Source organism: Trichocoleus sp. FACHB-6, from assembly GCF_014695815.1.
Lineage (GTDB): Bacteria > Cyanobacteriota > Cyanobacteriia > Cyanobacteriales > FACHB-T130 > Funiculus > Funiculus sociatus.
Genome location: NZ_JACJOY010000035.1, coordinates 1 through 1,960, shown reverse-complemented (window position 1 = coordinate 1,960; position 1,960 = coordinate 1). Strand labels below are relative to the sequence as shown.

The window sequence follows — 1,960 nt, the reverse complement described above, 5'->3', positions numbered from 1 at the left end:
TGTTAGTCAACTGTTCCAGCATCCGCCTTTCTTCTGGTGTCAGCTTGATAATGTATTTCTTGCTCATTGGATAGCTTAAAAATTTTTGGTGAGCGCTTTTCCTTGCCTTTTCTTTAGATTATCCGTATTTACTACCCCTCAAACTATCCTTGACAGCCTAGTAGGGCATCTAAATCTAATGCTCGTGGAGTTGTTGGCAATACAAGCAGGTCGCATCCATCAGCTAATTCTTCAAAGTCTTTTGGAGATGGACGGGCTTGGGTGTCGATAACAATGTGGGTATAGTCTTTGATATATTTTGGTGCCGCTGTTTCCGAGACGACTTTGAAGGAAAGTTTGTCAGGTCGTGCCCAGGTTAGCGCGGAGCGATTTTTGTCTGCATCAATGAGTGGAGTAGGTGCTTTCTTTTGGAGGTAAGCTGCCAGATGAATAGCAGTAGTGGTTTTTGAGCAACCACCCTTTAGGGATGCGATCGCAATAATCATGGTGTTTTCAGAAGTGCTTCTACAAGCCTAGCTGAAAGTATGTCTCACTGAAATAGCGGTATTTTGCGTATGCAAAATTATAAAACGGTATTTATTTAGATTCATGCGACGCCTGTAATATGTGGCTTTCGAGATGCCGAGGGAGTGACAAATTTCTTCAATTGTTTCGGGGCTGTCGTCACCCAGCTTGATCGCGGTGAGAATCTTCTTGTCAGAATGTTTCTCTTTCCTGCCACCCTTCCTGCCTCTAGCTCTGGCAGCTGCTAATCCTGCATTGGTTCTTTCTCGGATAATCTGCCGCTCAAATTCCGCAATCGCGCCAAAGATGCTAAACACCAACTTGCCACCGCTGGTTGTGGTGTCAATTGCTTCGGTCAAGCTGACAAACCCAATCCCTCTGTTGCTAAAGTCTTCAACCAGTGTCAGCAAATGTTTGAGAGATCGCCCAAGTCGATCCAGTCGCCACACAACCAAAGTATCGCCCTTACGGAGCTGGTCGAGACACTGATCCAATCCAGACCTAGATTCCTTAGCACTGGAAACAGTATTGCTAAAAATCTTTTCGCACCCAGCTTTTTTAAGAGCGTCTTTTTGTAAATTCAACGTTTGGTCGTTGGATGAAACTCGGCAATATCCAATTTTTATTAAAAATGTTTCATAACTAATTTTATTAATTATTTTATGAGACATAGATAAAAAGACGGGTTATGAGACACGGTGCAGGTACATTTGAGGCGTGTTGTGCCAGCTCAAAAAATATGCCTCATAAACGGTCGTTTGTGAGAAGATAATTTATTTATTCCCGAACTCACTCCTATAGGAAGAAACTCTATCTATACCCTTTCTTGCTAGGGTATGGATATTGTGTAATTAAGGAGTTAAAGAATCTTTAGATGGCTTCCGAAGATATTGAGCTTGACAAGCATTCTGCCGCTAATGTTGTCTACAGATTCCTTGGAGGGGCTGCACTTGGTACTTTTATGGTATTCATCCCTTACTTGTTCTCGTCTATAGAATTGAACTTGCTTAACATAGGAATTGCAATATTACTGGTTGTATCCTGTGGGTTACTATCAACTCTGTTCGGCAACAAATTCATTGAAGCTTTGATACGGTCGTTAGAGTCCTCTAGCCTTTATTAGTTTTGGGTAATGGAGAGGGGTGATACCAATTTCCTAAATATCTGCTACAGATAAAGCATCCAAAATGAATTTCCATCCAGTTAAAGAAGCGACTATTTCCTTACTTAACTTTCCCAGACTTTTCTCTACCGCTTCTCTCAATTCTTCTAGATTGTCAAAAGTCTGCCATTTTAATTGCTCTTTAATATACTTCCATAACCTTTCTATGGGATTTACTTCTGGGCTATATGCAGGTTGAAACAGTAAAATGACATTCTCCGGTATATTTAAGTTTAAGGAACTGTGAAACCCTCCATTATCTAGCTGAATAATATGTAAATCTTTTGGATATTT

The 1,960-nt window shown here is 40.9% G+C and carries 2 protein-coding genes and 1 pseudogene; all 3 read right to left on the bottom strand.

The features are described from left to right. Positions 1-167: 167 nt before the first annotated feature. A pseudogene (locus H6F66_RS07300) lies at positions 168-485 on the bottom strand (ParA family protein); the annotation flags it as partial. A gap of 27 nt (positions 486-512) precedes the next feature. Next, a complete protein-coding gene (locus tag H6F66_RS07295; protein ID WP_190419735.1) occupies positions 513-1,130 on the bottom strand; it encodes a recombinase family protein in 618 nt (205 codons plus the stop codon). Positions 1,131-1,660: 530 nt separating this feature from the next. Then, a partial coding sequence (locus H6F66_RS07290; protein ID WP_190419731.1) for a transposase occupies positions 1,661-1,960 on the bottom strand: 300 nt, incomplete at its 5' end.